This window comes from Bacillus cereus group sp. N12 (assembly GCF_016483575.1).
Taxonomy (GTDB): Bacteria; Bacillota; Bacilli; order Bacillales; family Bacillaceae_G; genus Bacillus_A; species Bacillus_A toyonensis.
Window position 1 is genome coordinate 35,815 of record NZ_JAEHBO010000007.1, and the last position, 19,067, is coordinate 54,881.

The window sequence follows — 19,067 nt, forward strand, 5'->3', positions numbered from 1 at the left end:
TGAATGTAAAAGAATAGGCTCGCATATATTTGGAAGGGATGTCAGATTAATTTAGGGGGTAGTTATGTCTATACTTTTAAAAGCTGGTGCAGATGCAGGAAATAACGGTTTGAAGTTAATGGTGAAAGGGCAAGACCCTATTTTTATTCCGAGTATTTATTCTTTATATATAGGTGAGCCTACAGGATTGTTAGATGAGGGAGATGTGTCATTATCTGAATTAGAAAATCATATCGATGTGACCATTAGTTCTCCATCGCTAATGTTAAATAATGTACGGTACATCGTTGGAGAAAAAGTGATTCAAGATCAATTAAAAGGTACTGAAGTGGAGAAGAAATCGAATAAGTCGACGGATGAGCTAATGGTTATTACAATACTATCGGGTTTAGCAGTAAGTGCTATGCGTCAAAGTCCAACTTCTAGTCATATTAACATTCGATATGATTTATCTGTCGCTCTTCCTATGCAGCTTATTACACAAGAAATAGCTGCCGAAAATGCAAAACGTTATATGGGAAATCACAAGGTTGTTTTCCATTATCCGAACGGTCGTGATGTTACTATTAATGTTTCTATTGAGTTTTGTAAATGCCTGCCTGAGGGCGCTTCTGGGACGTGGGGCATTGTATATGATGAAGAAGGAAATGTTGTGAAACATAAAATAGAATGTGAACAAAATCAAGTTTCAGAAATTGATTTTGTTGATAAAACTTTATTGTCTTTTGATATTGGTGCGGGGACAACAGAAGAAGTTGTTTCGTTAGGGGTAAATTTCCGTCCGCAATTAAGTAAAGGATTATCGTACGGTGTAAAAGAAACGTTACTACAAATTATTACGAGATGGAACCGGAAGTATCCAACAAAGACGATTGATAGTATTACAGAATTCAATCAAATTTATTTAAATGATAAACATCCTAGGAATGCATTATTAGTTGAGGAATCACAACCAGCATTATTAGGTTTAGCTGCGCGCGTCGCAACTGATATTATTAATAAAATTGATGATATGAAAGACGATCCATACGTGTTTATTTATGGTGGGGGCGCAGTTATCATTAAAAATAGCTTGAAAATGATTTTAAAACAAAAAGGGCGTTTAACAAATGTTATCTTTGTAGATAATCCACTATTTACAAATGCAAGAGGATTATTAGTCTACACTTGTTCGCCAAAGTATAGAGAACATAAACAAAAAGAGTTAGGGTTTACAAACTTAACGATAAGTTAGTTGGTGGAAACATGCGATCTAGGCGATATAAACGTGGTGATCGAGTGAAAATCAATATTCATAAATCAGTATCACCTGAAATGCTTGCATGGCTTAATAAACAATCAAACCCAACTAATTTCTTTTTCTTTGCAGCACAGCAATTATTTAAACAAGTAGGAGATATTGATGTGTCAAAAACTTTACCAAGTAGCCATGTTTTCTCATTATATATGGAGCCCTCATCCTTATTAAAAGTCGAAGTAAATCCTTTTAAAAACGTACCACTAGAAGCGAATAAATCCACCGAAAGTGTAAAAAAAAAATCATGGGAATCTGTTGATCAATTAGATTGTCCATTTTTTTAAACATAGAAAAATATATGTAAGCCCATCACTATACATATGGATACAGTGATGGGTTTTTGTTAGTGTACCACTAGTCCAATAAATAGAAGGGGCACAATACAAATTTGTGCCCCTTCTATTTATTATTTATCTATATTTTAGATGTATGTTCTGTTACTGCTTGAATAATGTTTTTCCAGTCATCAGGATGATTTTCATGTCCTGCTCCTTCAAGAGTTAAAAGTGCTGAGTTTGGAATTTCATCAATAAGTGCGAGACCATGTTCAAATGGTAGTGCTGTATCGTCAGTTCCGTGAATTACTAATGTGGGTGCTTGTATGGAGCTAAGTACACCTTCATAAGCATCATCACCTTGAAGTAAAGCGTGATTAAACATACTTAATAGATTGTTAGCCCTTTCTATTTCGAGTTTTACTTGTGTATAAACTCTGTTTTCATCAAATGAACGTTTTGAGCCGCACAATAGACGAGAGCCTGTAACTAAATACTCTGTCACAGCGTTTTGATTTGACCAATCTAAATTTGCACCATTTGCGTGATGTATTAAAATTCTTTCATCCATCGGAGGTAAATCGCGAGTGTTGTTATCTGAGCCTATAACACTTGTTGCTAGTAAAGTTAACGTTAAAATTCTTTCAGGATGTTTTACAGCGGCAATTTGAGCAATCATGCCACCTAATGACATACCAAATAAGTGCGCTTTATCAATATGATAGGCATCCAGCACTCCAATTGCATCTTCAGCCATAGTTGTTACCGTATAATTGGAAGTTCCAGGTTCGTATGTAACAGAGCGTCCTACATCACGGTTATCAAAGCGAATGACAAATTTCCCTGTGTTAGCTAACTGTTCACAAAATTCTTCATCCCAATAAACCATTGAACACGTAGCTCCCATAATTAATAAAATTGCTGGATTATTAGGATTTCCAAAGCTTTCTGTACAAATATCAGTCCCGTTTGTTTTAATCATCTTTTCGGTCATAGTGTTATCTCCATTTCTTTTGGATTTAATTATAAACATAGAAAATAAAACTCTGTATGATTCTAAGATGTACACAAAATTGAATTTGGAACTCACATTAATTAATAGCGTAGCATAAATACCACCTCTAAACCTGTTTATTGTCATTCAAAGCAAAAAATTTTGAAAAATAATTGTAAGTTATTAAAATAAACAGCAAGGAGGAGAGGAAATGAAAGCAATTGTTATTGATCAATATGGTAGTGTTGAAGAACTAAAAGAAAGACAAATTTTAAAACCAGTTGTTACATATAACGAGGTATTAATACGCATTCTCGCAACATCTGTTAATCCAGTTGATTGGAAAACTAGAAAAGGAGACTTACAACAACAATTGCAATTTTCATTTCCAATTACTTTAGGGTTAGATGTAGCTGGAGTTATCGAAGAGATTGGAGAAGAGGTAGAAGGTTTCAAAATAGGAGATAAAGTGTTTACGAAACCTGAAAATATAGGGAAGGGATCTTATTCTGAATTCATTGCGGTAAAATCAGATTTAGTAACTTATATGCCTACTAACCTAAGTTTTGAAGAGGCAGCTTCTATTCCACTCGCAGGACTTACTGCTTGGCAAAGTCTTGTAGATTACGCAAAAATAAAAGAAAATGACCGAGTATTTATTCGCGCTGGAGCTGGTGGTGTCGGAAGTTTGGCAATCCAAATTGCAAAATCATTTGGAGCTTTTGTTGCAACTACTGCAAGTAGTAAAAATGAAGAATTTTTAAAGGATTTAGGAGCGGATCTCGTTATTGATTATAAAAAAGATAAATTTGAAGAGCTACAATCAGATTTTGATATTATATTAGATACAATCGGTGGCGAAGTACAAGAAAAAAGTTTTCAAATTATTAAACCTGGCGGTGTTCTAGTTTCGATTGTTCATGAACCAAATTATAAAGTGAAAGGGATAAAATCAGGATTTTTATGGCTAAAACCAAGTGGAAAACAATTAGAAGAGTTATCAAATTTAATTGTACATGGAAAAATCAAACCGATCATAAGTAAAGTTGTGTCACTTAATGAAGAAGGGGTTAGAGAAGCTCATATTTTGAGTGAAGGGCAACATGTTAGAGGTAAGATTGTAATTAAAGTGGAATGATGATAGCCGCTGTATATTGACTTGTAGTGAATAAAGATAAATTGGAGTACTCCATAATTTTATAATACCCCAAAGTACTTTTATTTTGGGGTATTAGCTTTTCTTAGTTTGATGGGCTAGTGAACATACTTTTAAAAATTAAAGTTTCGTATTGTATCATGTAATTTCTCTAATCCAATCGCCATATCTTTTTCATTTAACATGGAATAGCTAATTCTTAATTGGTTATTATTTGTATCGTTATTTAATAGACAAGCTGTTCCAGGTAAAAAAGAGACATCTGCTTCATTTGCTTTTTGTAATAAGTTAAAAGGATCAATTGTATTAGGAAGTGTAATCCATAAATTAAAGCCGCCATTTGGTATTTTAAAGTGTATTTCTTTTAGTGGCGATAATATAGCGATTGTTAAATCGCGTCTAATTTGTAAAGCGGTGCGTAATTTTTCTAAATGATTTTTCATACGTTCTGCACGTAAGAAAGGAAGTAGTGCTTTTTGCGTTAATAACGGGCTACCGATATCCATCGAACCCTTCACAGCATATAACCATTCAAAAATAGGCCCATCGGCTATAAGTGCAGCGATACGTAGTCCAGGTGCTAACGTTTTACTAAAACCTTTTAAATATATTACATGACCATTCGTATCAAAACTTTTGATTGGAGGAGGAACTATAGCATCCTCAAAATATATTTCTCCGAAAGAATCATCTTCAATTATAAAAAACTCATATAACTCCGCTAGTTCTATAAGTTCCAATCTCCGTTCTTTACTCATTACTGTACCTGTTGGGTTTTGAAAAGTAGGATTCACATATAACAAAACAGGATTCTTTCTTTGACAAAGGTCATCTATTAAATCTGAGCGAATGCCGTTTTTATCAAGACTAATAGGTATAATCTGCACTCCTTTGTTGAGAAAAACATCAAGTGCTGCGCCATAACAAGGGCTTTCTACTAATACTATATCTCCAGGTTTTAATAATGTTTGAGCGATCAAATCAATTCCTTGCTGGGCACCACTTGTAATTAATAATTGAGAGGGGTCTGTCACTAATTTCTGATGTTCTTTTAGATAATTAACTATTTCAACTCGAAGTTCATAATCGCCTTGAATAGGTCCATAAGTTGCTAGTAACATCGGATTTTTATCCAGCAATTTGTGCATTTCGTCTGCTAGAAATGGATTTGGTAATAGACGTGGATATAAAATCGCTTGTGAAAAATCATAATATTTTCGGTGTTGATTCATTGCATATTGAGAACGCATAACATTAATAGTTTTCGTTTGTTGCCATTTATAAGGAATAGTTTTGAACTCTTTCTTTACACGTTTATATATATAAGCGCCTTTTCCTTGCTCGATGCGTATATATCCTTTCGTTTCTAGCTGCTTATACGCCTTACGAACAGTCAATAAGCTAATTTGTAAATCTTCGGCCATACAACGTAATGATGGAAGGGAGTCACCATATGAAAGCATGCCACTTTGTACTCTTTCAACAATTTGCATATATATTTGTTGATAATACGGTATGTTGGATTCTTTCCGTATTACAATCTTCATGGCTTCACCTTGTTTCTTTTTTATTTAATTAAAGCGAAAAAAATAAAGAGAATCAACTACAATTTGATGTAACTGTTATAAGCATAGATACACTGTTATACACGAAACCCTCTATACTCATGTTAAGAGTAAAAAGGAGGAAGAAAAATGGTCATTTTTAATTATATTTTAGTATGCATTATTTTCGGCACAACATTTTTAACGATAAAAATCGGAATTGAAGCAGGAGCGCCTCCATTATTTTCAGCAGGAATTCGTTTCTTTTTAGCAGGAGTAATCTTGATGTTTATATTTAAGTTGAAGCGAAAAGAAATTATGCCGCATGTATTTTCAAAACGTATTATGTATGCTGGCTTTTGTTTAACGTTCATGACATTCGCATCTTTGTACTGGGCTGAACAATATATTTCTTCTGGGTTAGCTGCTGTACTTTCTGCAACAGGTCCTATGATGATTTTATTATTACAAGCAAGAAGAAATAAGAAAAAATTGCAAAAGGAGCAATTTTTCGCTTTAATTATTGCGTTAATAGGTGTTGTTTTTGTTTCTTTACCAGGAATACATCAAGAAGTAAGTTTCATATGGAGTATTGCTTGTATTATTTTAGTAGTAGGGGAGTTATTTTACGGAATAGGTTCTATTCGCTCAAAAGAAATACTTTCGGATTTACGAAGTGTATCACCATTTCTTATTAATGGTATTCAAATGTTTTATGGAGGGATTTTGCTACTAATCGTATCATTCATAGTAGAGCAGCCGAATGTAACTGTATTAACCTCATGGAGCGTACAGTGGCCTATTTTATACCTCATATTTATCGGATCAATTGGTGGGCACGGATTATATTACTGGCTTTTATCAAAAACAAATCCTGTATTCCCATCGACGTGGTTATATGTATCACCATTAATAGCAATTATTGTAGGATATATTGTATTAGGAGAACCATTAAATCCTGCAATGGGTATAGGTGCTTGTTTCATATTGATAGGTGTATTTTTGGCCAATCGTTCAACACTACGGACTTATTTCAAACAAGGACGGTTATTAGAGAAGGAAATGTAGTTGGATAATGTAACGGCCCTGTATATTACCGGGCTAGTAAAATCAAAAACACAGCTGGGAAAATAACCAACTGTGTTTTTATAATTAATTCACTTTTTTAATAAACCCTTTGTAATGACGTTTCACAAGTTGACTTTCTAACGTCTTCATCGTTTCTAGTGCTACACCGACGATAATAAGTAAGCTTGTACCACCAATTTGAGCAGAAGGTGGTAACGTAGCAATTTTCGTAAATACGAGTGGTAATATTGAAATTGCACCTAAGAAAATTGCACCGATAAATGTTAAACGGTATAAAATTTTGGTTACATATTGCTCTGTCGCTTTACCAGGACGAATACCAGGAACATAACCGTTTTGCTTTTTCAAATTCTCAGCCATTTGTTCAGGATTTACTTGAATAAATGCGTAGAAGTATGTGAAAGCAACGATAAGACCGACATAAAGCGTCATTCCAATTGGATGTGCAAAATCAAGGTTTGCGACTAACCATTTGGATACGCCTGAATCAGGGAAGAGCTGCGCAATTGTACGCGGCGTCATTAAAAAGGCTGAAGCAAAGATTACTGGAATTACACCAGCACTATTTACTTTAAGTGGTAAATGAGTGTTTTTTGCTCCTTGATATGGATTGTTTCCTGATACAGCTTTAGCGTATTGAATGGGTATTTTACGAACAGCTTGTTGAATGTAAATGACACCAACAACAATCGCTAAAATTACGAGTCCAATTAAAACCATTTTTATTATGTGCATGAATAATTGATCGCCTGCATTTTGAAATTGTTGCAAGTAAATTTGATTAGCAACATTCGGAATTGCCGCAACAAGTCCTGCGAAGATAATCATTGAAATCCCATTACCAACACCATTAGCGGTAATTTGTTCACCTAACCAAAGTAAAAATGCAGTACCTGCTGTTAAAACTGTCGCAATAAATAAGTATGTAGTCCAGCTTTGATCTGTTATTAATTGCCCACCTGCTATATTATTAAAACCATAAGACATCCCAATGGATTGTATGAATGCAAGAATGATTGTAAAGTATCGAGTAAATTGAGCTGACTTCTTACGGCCCATTTCACCTTGCTTTGCCCATTCCGAAAATTTAGGTATAACGTCCATTTGTAGTAATTGTACTATGATGGAAGCTGTAATATATGGTGTAATACCTACAGCGAAGATCGAGAAGTGTTGCAATGCTCCTCCACCAAATACGTTTAGCATACCTAAAACGTTGGCTTGATCTTGTACCTTTAATACCTCTGCGTTAGTATGAGGAACTGGAATAAATGTGCCAATTCGAAAAACAATTAGCATCGCTAGTGTAAAAAGAATTTTGTTTCTTATCTCAGCTACTCTCATGAAATTTGAAATCGTACGAAACATTATGTCGCCTCCTATATTTTTATCAGTTCAAAACTGATTATTATATCCCGATGAAGTAACCACAAACCTCCTTCCGCATTAAATTCATTTGACAAATGGAATTTCATACATTTTGCAGTTTTCACGGATATAAAAATATAAGGTGTTATACGAGCGACCTATTATCTTTTCGTAATCATTCAATACCCATAATATATCGAATAAATTAACAAATGTACATACATACGCATGAAAAATGAATAAATAGGGTGATTTTTTACATTTACTTAATGCTAGATTGATAATTAGGAACGTTTTACGTAGTTGTATCGAAAGGATTCAGTGGAAAGTATTATGGTGTAGCTGTAGCACATGAAAACCTCAAGGATTTTGAGAAAACGCATATATTTCGTCGTGAATTAGAGAAACTATTAAAGCAAGAAAAGATTTGATTGAAATAGTAGTGAAGGAAAATCTTTTTTCTATAGAGAATATTTCTAACGTAGGAATCTAAGTATGTAGGTTCTAATGAAAGGAGAATTCACATGAATACATTTGTAAATGACAAGTTTGATGAAACGAGAAAGCAATTATTTGAGGAAATTACTTTGTTAAGTGATGCTCAATTTAATAGAAAACCAGATCAGGATAAATGGAGTATAGCACAAGTTTGTCATCACTTAGTTTTATTAGACGAGAGAGTTATAACAGTTATTTCGTCAGGATTAAAAAAGATGGATAGTATCCAAAATGAGCGTAAAGAAATTCACGCTATTGTATTAGATAGATCGATAAAATTTATAGCTCCAGAAATGATTGAACCAAGTATAGAAACATTTGAAGTACAGCAAATGATTGATTTGTTAAACAACGCTAGAAAAGAATTGATGCGTTTCCTGCGTACAATAGAAGATGAATCTATATTAGCGAAAAAATCAGTGATGCATCCAGCTCTTGGAGAATTACTTCTAGATCAGTGGATAGAACTGATCTATTTGCATGAACAGCGTCATATAGAACAAATTAAAGAGATAAAATTGCTTTGTGAAGTTGAAAAGTAAAAATCATTATCTTTTTATTGGGCGATTTGGGATAGTATCAAGGGTTCGAGTGATAAAATTCAAATCCTGATTAAAATTATGATGAATGTAGTTGAACGCAACTAATAAGCAGAAGAAAATACGAAACTAGCAGATCTTACTCCTGAAGAGGAAACGAACATTCGAAAAAAAACTGAATCCGATTTGCTGTATAAGTGGAACCCCGTCTTAAATGAAGAGCGGGGTTATTATTTTTGGAAGTGATCTCAGTATTTTCATATAGAAGGAAGTAAATTGGTAATGAAATCCGAAAATGAGTTATATGTCCAAAATTTTGAAAGCACATATACATCTACCGTTGGTTTAGCGCTCTTCACACGTTGGAGGAAGAAGTATTTTGTTAGAAAACGATAACATACTATTCTGTTAGGGGAAATATGCATTTGATTCTCTATATTTTCACAGTAAAACCACCTCCAAAATTATCTTTTGTAGTTGAATTTTTCCGAATAATAAGTTACATTTTTAAAGTTCAAGCAACTTTATGCCAGTACAAAAAGGGGAGAAATATTGTTATTATGCAAAAAATGAAATGGAAGAACTATGTATGCTATTTTATTATTCTTATGCTTCTTGTAACAGCAGTAACAGTCAAACCAGCTATTTCTAAGGCTGAGGAATCTGATGTTAACATTACATTGTTAGGTACTGCAGATATTCATGGTAGATTTATGCCTTGGGATTATGCGCTTGATGGAGCAAATATGAGTGGAAGTTTGACGCAGCTTTATACCGTTATAAAGAAGGTACGTCAAGAAAATCCAAATACCATATTAGTAGATGCCGGGGATACAATTCAAGGAAACTCAGTAGAATTATTCAACGATAAGCCACAATCGCCAATGATGGTAGCGATGAATACAATGGGATATGACGCCTGGGCATTTGGAAATCATGAATTCAACTTTGGATTAGATACATTGAAAAAAGTTAGTGAGCAATATAAAGGAAAGACGTTAGCAGGAAATATTTATAAGGAAAATGGAGAGCGTTTTCTTCCTGCATATACGATTGTTGAAAAAGGTGGAATTAAAGTGGGGATTATTGGTATGAATACACCAATGATTAGTGATTTTGAAAAAGGGACAGATCATTTGGATGGTTTAGTAGTGAAAAATCCAGTAGAAGAGACAAAAAAGGCAATTAAAGAATTAGAAGGTAAAGTAGATGTAATGGTAGGGGTTATGCATATGGGACTAGAAAATGAGAATGGAATCCCAGGTACTGGTGTTCAAGATATTGCGAATGCTTGTCCGGAACTAAGCGCTATTTTTGCGGCTCATATGCATAAACTTGTAAAAAAAGAAGTTGTAAATGGCGTAATTATTACAGAACCAGATAAATATGGAACGCATATTTCACGTATTGACCTTACTTTTACAAAGCAAGATGGAAAGCTTGTTTTAAAAGATAAAACAGCTACCGCTATACCTGTAAAAAATGCTGATGGAACAACAGTATTATCTGATTCTGCACTTGAAGAAACATTAACACCTTTTCATGAGTATGCAAGAGGAGATGCAAATGTTGTAGTTGCTCAATTAAAGGGGAGAAACCTTGTTCCTGAAAATGAAATAAAGGGTATTCCAAGTGTGCAGATTCAAGAGACACCTTTATCAGATTTCTTTCATGAAGTTATGCTCCATTACAGTAAAGCGGATGTAGTAGCCCATCAAATTGATAATGATTCTGCCCGTTTGGATATAGGGCCTATAAAGAAGAAAGATATTGCGTATAATTATCAATATGCTTTGGGAGAAATTACAGTTTACAAGATAACTGGAAAAGATTTAAAAGACTATATGGAATGGGCAGCAGGATATTTTAACTCATCTCGTGCTGGAGATGTGACAGTTAGCTTTGATAAAAACCGTCGCGCGTCTAAATACAGTACGAACGATTTCTTTGGAGGCGTAAAATACGAAATTGACTTAACAAAACCATATGGAAGTAGAATTACAAATTTGCGCTCTATTCGTACAAATAAACCAATCAAAATGAGCGATGTTATGACGCTAGGAATGAATGCGTATAGAATGGAGGCTCTACAGGCAAAAGGGGGAGCTTTAGAGGGACGTAAATTTGAACAAACTTGGTCATCTAAACAAGAGAATGCATTCGGAGAAACAGGTGGAACCATTCGTAACCTTGCTATTACATATTTAAAAGAGGTAAAGAACGGTGTATACACGCCAAAAGTTATGCGTAATTGGAAAATTACTGGTGTAGATACACATTCTTCAGAGCATAAAGCTGTAGTTGATCTTGTAAATAAAGGGATTTTAGAAATCCCAAAAACAGAAGATGGAAAATATACAAATATAGCATCTATAAATACTAAAGATTCAATTACTAAAGAAGAGATTGTAGCACTCTCACAAAAAGCTAATATTAATCCAAATCAGTTTAATCATACAAAGACAAAAGGTGAACTTTATAAAAAACTTAGTAGGGTTACTAAAAAATATAAATTATAAGGTTTCTTATAGTAATTGTTATTTTAATAACATTAAACCCACTCTTACAATAGTAAAGAGTGGGTTTTTATGTTGTTATTTAGATGTAACTGTACTTTTATTAGAATAAATATAGGTAATTAATAACTAACCAATTGGATGAGCGCTGCCAAAAAGGACTCTTTTTTTATTCAAATTAATGTACATATGTGTTCCGTTCATTATTTACAATATTGACCACAATTTATGTAATTTTGCATAATATTACATAAATTTTGTATTTTCTCTTTTTTTCGACATGAATAGACAGTATACTTTGTACAAGCTTTCTATTTCAAAAATTATACGAGGTGAAAAAATGAAAAACACAAAGACATTAACTAAGGTAGCATTAACAACAGGATTAGCTTTAACAGCTGTGGCACCATATGGAATAGGTCATGCAGAGGAAACAGATCAACTACAAGTTCAAATTCAGGAAGAATCGTTCCGTTCGGGTGAACTGACACAACCGTCACAAAAGACACCAGAAAATGTAGTAAAGGATGCACTTAAGGAGAAAACAGAGCAAGCTCTGTCCCAAAAACAAGTCAATGGAGAAGCAGGAGTAGATTATAAAGTCCTTCAAAAACGTGGTTCGTATGATGGAACTACACTTGTACGTATGCAGCAAACATATGAAGGAAAAGAAGTATATGGCCATCAATTAACTGCACACGTAGATAATAAAGGGGTTATTAAAAGTGTTTCAGGTGATAGCGCGCAAAATTTAAAACAAGAAGAATTGAAAAAACCTATTAATCTATCAAAAGATGAAGCAAAACAATATATTTTTACGAAGTACGGGAACGATATCAAGTTTATTTCTGAACCAGAAATTAAGGAAGTTATTTTTGTTGATGAAAATAATGGACAAGCTAGCAATGCATACCAAGTTACATTTGAAGCTGCAACACCAAACTATGTTTCTGGAACTTATTTAGTAAATGCGCAAAATGGCGATATGTTAAAAAATATGGTACAAGAATCTAACTTAAAAGCAAGTGAAAAACTAGTTGGAGCCTTAAAGGAAAGTAAAAAAAGCAGTCTTACATCATTAACTGGAACAGGAAAAGATGATTTAGGTATTTCTCGTTCATTTGGTATTTCTAAACAAAGTAATGGCAAATATGCGCTTGCTGATTATACAAGAGGGCAAGGTATTGAAACTTATGATGTGAATTACAAAGATATTACTAAAGAAGAAAGCTATTATCCTGGTACATTAGCAACTAGTACTTCAACAACATTTAACGATCCAAAAGCAGTAAGTGCTCATTACTTAGCAACAAAGGTATTTGATTTTTATAAAGATAAATACAAGCGTAATAGTTTTGATAATAAGGGACAAAAGGTAGTTTCAGTTGTACATGCTTGGGATTCTGAAGATACGAATGATCCGAAAAATTGGCAGAATGCATTAAGTGCTAATAATGGAAGTATGCTTGTATATGGCGATCCTATCGTTAAAGCATATGACGTAGCTGGACATGAATTTACACATGCTGTTACTTCTAGCGAATCTAATCTTGAATATTACGGTGAATCTGGCGCGATTAATGAGGCGCTATCTGATATTATGGGAACATCTATTGAGAAATACGTAAATAACGGAACATTTAACTGGACAATGGGAGAACAAACCGGATCTGTTTTCCGTGATATGGAAAACCCAGCTTCTGTGCCATCTTCACTTGGAGTACCTTATCCAGATGATTACAGTGAATTTAACGATTTTAATGGCTGGGATCAAGGCGGCGTTCATTTTAATTCAAGCATTATTAATAAAGTTGCGTATCTCATTGCAAAAGGCGGAACTCATAACGGAGTAACTGTTAAAGGAATTGGTGAAGATAAAATGTTTGATATTTTCTATTATGCAAATACAGATGAGTTAAACATGACTTCTAATTTCAAAGAATTGAAGTCTGCATGTATTCGAGTGGCAACTAATAAATATGGTGCGAATACAGCTGAAGTTCAAGCAGTTCAAAAAGCATTTGATGCAGCAAAAATTAAGTAATTTAGAAATATAGTTATCATTCGTATATTAATACATTATGAAAAACAGCTAATATCATTTTAAGGATATTAGCTGTTTTATTATGCAGCAATGCATTATTGAACATAAACTTACTAAGCGATAATTAGGCTGTCTATCTTCAATACGTTGCGAAAAATATATAAGGTTAAAAGTATATAAAAACAGAAAATTAATAATATATTGACCTCTTAATAGAAAGTGCTATAGAATGAAAGCGATAACAAACGATTGCTTTAAAATGATTTCCCTGATCTTTTAGTATTTACAAATATATGAAGGCATAAAGAAATCTATTTTTTTAAGTTTTAATGCAAACGTTTTCGTATTAAAAGATCATTGAAATACAGACGTGAAAATAGCCAATATGGGGGTGAAGTACAAGAGATTTCTAAATTAATTTAAGCAGTGTAATTTAGACGCGCATAATAAATCGCTCGTACTATTTAAAGAAAGGGTGTATGTGGTGCAAATGACAAAAAGATTAATTAACAAATCAGTTTTATTCCTTACTATAATCGTTATGTTATCATCTGTTTTCCCTTTTCAGAGTGTGAAGGCAGTTTCAAATTCAAAAACAACTGAAATTATCATTCATTACAAAGAAAAGCTTGGAAATACAAAAGACTGGAATCTTTGGTTATGGGGAGAAAATGCGAATGGTACATCTTATGAATTTACTGGTGAAGATGAATTTGGAAAATACGCTAAGATAAAAATAGACGGTGACTATAATCGTGTAGGATTTATAGTTCGAACAAATGAATGGGAAAAAGATGGTGGGGATCGTTGGATTGAAAATATAAAGGACGGTCGTGCTGAAGTATGGATTCTTTCGGGTGATGAAAAAGTATATAACTCTAAGCCTTCATCGGATCTCTCAATTCAAAAAGCAACTATTGATAGTTTCCATGAAATTACTGTAACGACTAATGTCCCGTTTAATATTAAGGAAAAGAAAATTGAAATTGAAGGCATTAAAATTAAGAATATTAGTCCTTATGATATAAACAGTGGAGATATTACTAATAAGGTTAAAATAATTACGGAACAGAAAATTGATTTAAAACAAACATACAAAGTTAAAATAGAAAACTTAGCTGATACGAATACTGAAATTGGTAAAGTCATTCGTAGCGAGGAATTTGATAATTTATTTTATTATAGTGGTAACGATTTAGGGAATACATATACCGCGCAACATACAAAGTTCCGTTTATGGGCTCCTACTGTAAGCGAAGCGAAGTTAGTTACATATAAAAACTGGAACGATAAAATAGGTGCTGAAATAAACATGCAGCAAAGTGACAAAGGAACTTGGACTGCAGAACTAAAGGGGAACCAAAAAGGGCTCTTTTATACGTATAAAGTCAAAATTGGTGATAAGTGGACTGAAGCAGTTGATCCGTATGTGCGTGCTGCTTCTGTAAATGGGGATAAAGGTGCGGTTGTTAATTTAGAAGAAACAAATCCGAAAAAATGGAAAGCAAACAAAAAGCCAAAATTTAAAAATCCGGAAGATGCTATTATTTATGAGTTACATGTACGCGATCTTTCCATCCAACCTGAAAGTGATATTAAACAGAAAGGGAAGTATTTAGGTGTAACAGAAAAAGGAACAAAAGGGCCAGAAGGTGTAAAAACAGGACTTGATCATATAAAGGATCTAGGTGTTACTCACGTTCAGTTTTTACCGATATTTGATTTTGCTTCTGTAAATGAAGAAACTTTAAATGAACCGCAATACAACTGGGGATATGACCCGAAAAATTTCAACGTTCCAGAGGGCTCCTATTCTACAAATCCTTATGAGCCGACTGTTCGAATAACTGAATTAAAGCAAATGGTTCAAACACTGCATGATAATAATCTTCGTGTGGTGATGGATGTAGTATATAACCATATGTATAGTGCTGCTGAATCTAATTTTCATAAGTTAGTTCCAGGTTATTATTATCGTTACAATGAAGATGGAACATTTGCAAATGGAACTGGAGTAGGAAACGATACTGCTTCAGAACGAAAAATGATGAGGAAATTTATGGTTGATTCTGTAACATACTGGGCAAAAGAATACAATTTAGATGGATTCCGTTTTGATTTAATGGGCATTCATGATTATGAAACGATGAATGAAATACGTAAAGCTGTTAATCAAATTGACCCTTCTATTATTCTGCATGGGGAAGGTTGGGATTTAAATACACCTCTTGCAGCTAAATTGAAAGCAAATCAAAAAAATGCAGAAAAAATGAAAGGGATTGCTCATTTTAACGATAATATACGTGATGGATTGAAAGGTAGTGTATTTGAGGAAAAGGAAAATGGTTTTATAAATGGAAAGGAAAACATGGAAGATCGTATTAAAAAAGGTATTACGGCAGGTATTGACTACGATACAAATTCGTCTACCTATCAAGATCCGGAACAGGTATTAACTTATGTGGAAGCACATGACAATCATACATTATGGGATAAACTTGAGTTAACTAATCCAGGTGACAGTGCAGAAGTGCGAAAACAAATGCACAAATTGTCTTCTTCAATTTTATTAACATCACAAGGAATTCCATTTTTACATGCAGGGCAAGAGTTTATGCGCACGAAATATGGTGATCATAACAGTTACAAATCTCCTGATTCAATTAACCAGATGGATTGGTTACGCCGTGCAGCATATAATAATGAAGTAGATTATATGAAGGGCTTAATAGATTTACGCAAAAAGTACCCAGCTTTTCGAATGACATCTACTGAGCAAATTAAAAAGCATATATCATTTATAGATGCTCCCAAAAATGTTGTGGCTTATTCAATAGATGGAAAGGGCAATGGGAATAAAAATGAAAACTTTATGGTGGCACACAATGCAAATAGAGAGGCTGTTGACATAACGCTTCCATCGAAAGGTCCTTGGAAAGTACTAGCAGATGGTAAGCAGGCAGGTAGTAAAACAATTTATGTTGTCCATAATAATAAAATTAAAGTTCCTGCATTAAGTTCATTCGTTTTAAAAACAGCGAAACCGATTAAATAAAAGCAAGTCATGTGGAAGTATATACTGAATTTAGTACATGTAATAAGGATTGTACATGCAAAAAGCGAAGTGACGATTATGCTCACTTCGCTTTTAAAGTTAAATTAGTATAATTTCACATACTGTAATTATATTACAATTTAATAAAAAAGATAAACAAAAAGAGAAGAACTCACCAGTGTTCTTCTCTTTTTTATATGTAATATTGCATAAACAGGGTAAACAATAATATCTGGTGAATAAGTAGCGCTTTTCCATATGGCGAGTTATTTCATAGTTACTTCCTAAATTCTATATCATTTTCCAATCATGCAAGGTTAAGGGAGATGACAATAGAAAGATTTAAAAATGAGCTCAGTATAAAATAAAACATTATAAGTATATAATCCTGTACTTAGTAATCTCTTACTTTAAAGCATCACATTGGGAAAGTGTGGGGAGTTCAATTGATTCTGAATAAAATTGATAGTATCAGTTGCGATTTTTTTACGTTTAAGAACAATCCCAGCATGCCCACATGTATAAATATATCGAGTAGGTTTTTCCCAAGATGCCCACAAGTAGTCCGTATCCTCACGGTGCACATATAGATCGTGCTTGCCTGAAATTAATAAAATATTTTCTTTTTTCACTTTTGGTAATGCTTGACTCGGTTCAGTAATTTTCCAATAATCTATTAAATCATTATACGTTACACCATGATGTTCCAAATCTTTTCTAATGAATTTACCTGGATTTGTCTTCCAAATTGAATATGAAAGTCGATTCGCGTAGAAAATGGATGCCAATACATCAATGTCTGATTCAACAAGAGCTGTTAGGTTTGTAATAACCCCACCTAAACTGATTCCTATTAAAATCAAGGGACCATTTTTATTTGCTTTAATCCATTTAATCAAAGTTCGTAAATCAGCTACCGCTTGTCTAGTGGCTTGTACAGTTCGTTCAATATTAGCACTTACCATGTACTCTCCACTGAATAGGGATTGGTTGGGTTTTCTTTCAAAATGATAGGGTAGAGTAAAATAATACATATTCCACTTCAAGTTAGTCATATGGTCGTGAAATATTTTTTTTACACGTTCGTTAGAATCCATTCTCCAACCGTGAACGAAGATGACATGAGGTGCATCTTCGTTTTCATGTAAAAATAATTCCCCAGTTACAGAATCGTTGCGTGAATCACCAGATTGAACCGAGCTTTTATATTTGAACTGTCCAACCATGTATTCCTTTTCTTGCTTTGCATGCTTAATGTTAAAATGAATATTAGATGGTTGTACTTTATAAAAAAATTCTATGTCCTTTATATCTAGTGCGGTGTTAGAAAGAGAAGTATATTGAAACTCTCCACTTCTTTTTTTGTGCAAATCATACAAGGCGTATCGATCAATGAGTTTTGAAAAAATCAAATTAACTTCCTCCAAAATACATATTATTTAAAACATGGACAAAATTTATGTTTTATTTATGCTGTATATTAAATTAAAGATATTCTTTTTACCTAATATTACGTGCTTGAAGTATAAAACCAGGTGATGAATTTGTATATTATAAAACTAATAATATAATAAAACCATAAATAATTTATACTACAATTTAAAAAACAAATTAATATTCTCATTCATATGAGAGAACATTAACTTGCTTATTTACGTATCAAAAGATACACCGTTTGAAGTGATGTAATTTATATGATAAACAATGTGTCAATTTGTATATTTTATACAGTGATAGTTACTATAGTTTTCGAAGCTGATAGTCAATGAACCTTACAATATGCGTCTTTTTGCTATATAAATAACAATATTCATTAAAGAAAAAGTTTTAATCCTTCATGAGAATCTTTAAATCCTAATTTCTTATAAAATTGCAACGCTTCCTGTCGTTCTTTATCTGTTGTTAACTGTACTAAATGACATCCCCGCAATGTAGCACGTTGAATAGCCCATTTAATAAGTTTAGTTCCTATACCTTTACCACGTTTTGATGAGACTGTCCGTACCCCCTCAATAGTAGCTCTCCAACCCCCTTGACGTGCAATGTAAGGCGTAAATGTAATTTGTTGAAGACCAACAATCTCCGTCCCATCACACGCTACAATCAACTCATTATTTGGATCACAATCAATAGCATGAAATGCTCTTATATAACTATCAGGGAGTGGTGTTTCATAGCGCTCTCTTTTATTGCCTAAAACATCATCAGCAAGCATTTTTACAATATCATCTAAATCATCTGCCGTAGCAATCCTAAATGTTATAGTTTCTGTCACTATTAAAAAACCTCCTTAATGTATGCACTTGTTACTTTTATTTTACTTGTTTAAATACAATAGGTTAAATTATAAAATATTATGAGTCTCTATAACTTTTTCTTATAGATAACATAAAAGCCTAACTTATAAAATGATATGTTAGGCTTTTTAACACAATATTATTATTAAAAAATCCGACCAACTCATTAATAGATTTTCATATTTAACAAACACACATATAACCATTCAAATAGGGTGCTTTTAATTTGCTCTATAGAAATTACATAATAAGCATAGATTTTTATGCTCTCATTCAATGAATCTTAACCAATAAGACTACCTCCTTACCAATAGTTCTTGACTAAGTCATTGCATAACTACACATAAACTCCTTATATCTCTAGATAAACTACCGATTAGCTCCATATAGACTCT

General features: G+C 33.2%; 13 protein-coding genes. 8 read left to right on the plus strand and 5 right to left on the minus strand.

The window, feature by feature from the left end:
* The first annotated feature begins 64 nt into the window (after positions 1-64).
* On the plus strand, positions 65-1,234 hold the full coding sequence (locus JDS92_RS05795) for a ParM/StbA family protein (protein ID WP_000025613.1): 1,170 nt from the start codon (positions 65-67) through the stop codon (positions 1,232-1,234).
* Positions 1,235-1,245: 11 nt separating this feature from the next.
* Positions 1,246-1,581, plus strand: a complete 336-nt coding sequence (locus JDS92_RS05800) for a hypothetical protein (protein ID WP_001257766.1) — start codon at positions 1,246-1,248, stop codon at positions 1,579-1,581.
* Positions 1,582-1,711: 130 nt separating this feature from the next.
* Here the strand turns inward: JDS92_RS05800 and mle are convergent, their stop codons facing one another.
* Positions 1,712-2,566, minus strand: coding sequence for a BCA family alpha/beta fold macrolide esterase (gene mle, locus JDS92_RS05805; RefSeq protein WP_000136872.1), 855 nt, complete (start codon positions 2,564-2,566; stop codon positions 1,712-1,714).
* 211 nt (positions 2,567-2,777) lie between these two features.
* Between mle and JDS92_RS05810 the strand changes: the two genes are divergently transcribed.
* Positions 2,778-3,704: an NADP-dependent oxidoreductase gene (locus JDS92_RS05810; RefSeq protein ID WP_199631640.1), complete on the plus strand. Its 927-nt coding sequence runs from the start codon at positions 2,778-2,780 to the stop codon at positions 3,702-3,704.
* A 131-nt stretch (positions 3,705-3,835) separates the two neighbouring features.
* Here the strand turns inward: JDS92_RS05810 and pdxR are convergent, their stop codons facing one another.
* Entirely contained in the window at positions 3,836-5,269 is a 1,434-nt protein-coding gene (pdxR, locus tag JDS92_RS05815) for a MocR-like pyridoxine biosynthesis transcription factor PdxR (protein WP_000706565.1), read from the minus strand.
* 147 nt (positions 5,270-5,416) lie between these two features.
* Here pdxR and JDS92_RS05820 point away from each other — a divergent pair, with 147 nt between their 5' ends.
* Positions 5,417-6,334, plus strand: a complete 918-nt coding sequence (locus JDS92_RS05820) for a DMT family transporter (protein ID WP_098711315.1) — start codon at positions 5,417-5,419, stop codon at positions 6,332-6,334.
* A gap of 84 nt (positions 6,335-6,418) precedes the next feature.
* On the opposite strand, the gene secY is transcribed toward JDS92_RS05820, so the two are convergent.
* The gene (secY, locus tag JDS92_RS05825) at positions 6,419-7,723 is read right to left on the minus strand and encodes a preprotein translocase subunit SecY (protein WP_000490108.1); all 1,305 of its coding nucleotides are present in this window, start codon (positions 7,721-7,723) and stop codon (positions 6,419-6,421) included.
* Positions 7,724-8,247: 524 nt separating this feature from the next.
* On the opposite strand from secY, the gene JDS92_RS05830 reads away from it, so the two are divergent.
* The 4 genes from JDS92_RS05830 to pulA all read left to right on the plus strand — a co-directional run bounded on the left by JDS92_RS05830 (position 8,248) and on the right by pulA (position 16,375).
* The gene (locus tag JDS92_RS05830) at positions 8,248-8,763 is read left to right on the plus strand and encodes a DinB family protein (RefSeq protein ID WP_001091625.1); all 516 of its coding nucleotides are present in this window, start codon (positions 8,248-8,250) and stop codon (positions 8,761-8,763) included.
* 557 nt (positions 8,764-9,320) lie between these two features.
* The gene (locus JDS92_RS05835) at positions 9,321-11,279 is read left to right on the plus strand and encodes a bifunctional metallophosphatase/5'-nucleotidase (protein ID WP_199631641.1); all 1,959 of its coding nucleotides are present in this window, start codon (positions 9,321-9,323) and stop codon (positions 11,277-11,279) included.
* 337 nt (positions 11,280-11,616) lie between these two features.
* Complete coding sequence (locus JDS92_RS05840; protein WP_097958944.1) at positions 11,617-13,320, plus strand: M4 family metallopeptidase; 1,704 nt, start codon at positions 11,617-11,619, stop codon at positions 13,318-13,320.
* A 484-nt stretch (positions 13,321-13,804) separates the two neighbouring features.
* Complete coding sequence (pulA, locus tag JDS92_RS05845; protein WP_199631642.1) at positions 13,805-16,375, plus strand: type I pullulanase; 2,571 nt, start codon at positions 13,805-13,807, stop codon at positions 16,373-16,375.
* A gap of 410 nt (positions 16,376-16,785) precedes the next feature.
* Here the strand turns inward: pulA and JDS92_RS05850 are convergent, their stop codons facing one another.
* Both JDS92_RS05850 and JDS92_RS05855 read right to left on the minus strand, forming a co-directional pair.
* Positions 16,786-17,787 carry an alpha/beta hydrolase gene (locus JDS92_RS05850; protein WP_097958940.1) on the minus strand — a complete coding sequence of 334 codons (1,002 nt, stop codon included), beginning with the start codon at positions 17,785-17,787 and terminating at the stop codon, positions 16,786-16,788.
* A gap of 401 nt (positions 17,788-18,188) precedes the next feature.
* Positions 18,189-18,650: a GNAT family N-acetyltransferase gene (locus tag JDS92_RS05855; RefSeq protein ID WP_000140903.1), complete on the minus strand. Its 462-nt coding sequence runs from the start codon at positions 18,648-18,650 to the stop codon at positions 18,189-18,191.
* Positions 18,651-19,067: the final 417 nt, after the last annotated feature.

What these genes read in the sequence shown, in the direction of transcription:
- JDS92_RS05800 (WP_001257766.1), top strand. Translation starts at nt 1,246, where the DNA reads ATGCGATCTAGGCGATATAAACGTGGTGATCGAGTGAAAATCAATATT.
- pdxR (WP_000706565.1), bottom strand. Translation starts at nt 5,269, where the DNA reads ATGAAGATTGTAATACGGAAAGAATCCAACATACCGTATTATCAACAA.
- JDS92_RS05820 (WP_098711315.1), top strand. Translation starts at nt 5,417, where the DNA reads ATGGTCATTTTTAATTATATTTTAGTATGCATTATTTTCGGCACAACA.
- mle (WP_000136872.1), bottom strand. Translation starts at nt 2,566, where the DNA reads ATGACCGAAAAGATGATTAAAACAAACGGGACTGATATTTGTACAGAA.
- JDS92_RS05830 (WP_001091625.1), top strand. Translation starts at nt 8,248, where the DNA reads ATGAATACATTTGTAAATGACAAGTTTGATGAAACGAGAAAGCAATTA.
- secY (WP_000490108.1), bottom strand. Translation starts at nt 7,723, where the DNA reads ATGTTTCGTACGATTTCAAATTTCATGAGAGTAGCTGAGATAAGAAAC.
- JDS92_RS05810 (WP_199631640.1), top strand. Translation starts at nt 2,778, where the DNA reads ATGAAAGCAATTGTTATTGATCAATATGGTAGTGTTGAAGAACTAAAA.
- JDS92_RS05840 (WP_097958944.1), top strand. Translation starts at nt 11,617, where the DNA reads ATGAAAAACACAAAGACATTAACTAAGGTAGCATTAACAACAGGATTA.
- JDS92_RS05795 (WP_000025613.1), top strand. Translation starts at nt 65, where the DNA reads ATGTCTATACTTTTAAAAGCTGGTGCAGATGCAGGAAATAACGGTTTG.
- JDS92_RS05835 (WP_199631641.1), top strand. Translation starts at nt 9,321, where the DNA reads ATGCAAAAAATGAAATGGAAGAACTATGTATGCTATTTTATTATTCTT.